Source organism: Rhizomonospora bruguierae, assembly GCF_018397995.1.
GTDB classification, from domain to species: Bacteria; Actinomycetota; Actinomycetes; order Mycobacteriales; family Micromonosporaceae; genus Rhizomonospora; species Rhizomonospora bruguierae.
This window is the reverse complement of the sequence record NZ_BBQH01000155.1, coordinates 1-1067: the sequence shown is the minus strand read 5'-3', so window position 1 is coordinate 1067 and position 1067 is coordinate 1. Positions and strand designations below refer to the sequence as shown.

The window sequence follows — 1067 nt, the reverse complement described above, 5'->3', positions numbered from 1 at the left end:
CCGGAGGCCAGTGCGGCGTCGAACAACCGCAACCCCTCCCCCACCGACAACGCCGGCATCCCCGCCCGCCGCATCCGCTCCACATCAACCGAACCCAACCCAGCACCAAGACCCACATCCCACAACCCAAACGCCACCGACACCCCCGGCAACCCCACCTCCCGCCGCCGCACCGCCAACCCATCCAAAAACGCGTTCGCAGCCGCATAATTCGCCTGCCCCACCGAGCCCAACGTCCCCGCAACCGAAGACACCAACACAAACAACGACAACCCCCGACCAACCGTCAACTCATGCAACCACCGCGCACCATCCGCCTTCGGCCCCCACACCACCCCCAACCGCTCCACCGACAACGACCCCAACAACCCATCACTCAACACACCCGCCGCATGCACCACCCCACACAAATCCCCAACCCCCGCCAACAACCCCACAACCGCCCCCCGATCCGACACATCACACGCCACCACCGACACCTCCGCCCCCAACCCCACCAACTCATCCCGCAAACCCACCGCACCAGGAGCCCCCAACCCCCGCCGACTCACCAACACCAACCGACGCACCCCATACGCCACCACCAAATGCCGAGCCAACACCGCACCCACACCACCCGTACCACCCGTCACCAACACCGACCCACCACCCCACACAGTCGAATGCGCGCCAACCGGCGACACCACCCCCCCAAAACCAGCCGAACCACCAAAATCAGCCGGACCGCCAGAATCACCACCACCAAGACTCGGCAGACCAACCACATCAGAAACCACCCGCACCAACCGCGGAACAAACACCCGACCCCGACGAATCCGCAACTCAGGCTCACCGGACGCAACCGCACCACCCAACGCCGCCCAAGACTCCGCACACCCATCCACATCCGCCAACACCAACCGACCCGGAAACTCCACCCGCACCGCCCGCACCAAACCCCACACCCCCGCATCAGCAGTCGCCAACACCAACCGCGACCCAACCAACGCCTCATCCACCAACCAACCCCGCAACCGAACCAACACCTCACCCACCACCGAACAGTCCTCCCACAACACCCAATCCAC

Annotated in this window: 1 protein-coding gene; it reads right to left on the bottom strand. The window is 65.1% G+C overall.

Features of this window, described 5'->3' with window-relative positions; genetic code table 11:
- Positions 1-968, bottom strand: a 968-nt coding sequence (locus tag KJS59_RS32415) for a beta-ketoacyl reductase (protein ID WP_376771313.1), incomplete at its 3' end; no start/stop codon positions are given.
- Positions 969-1067: the final 99 nt, after the last annotated feature.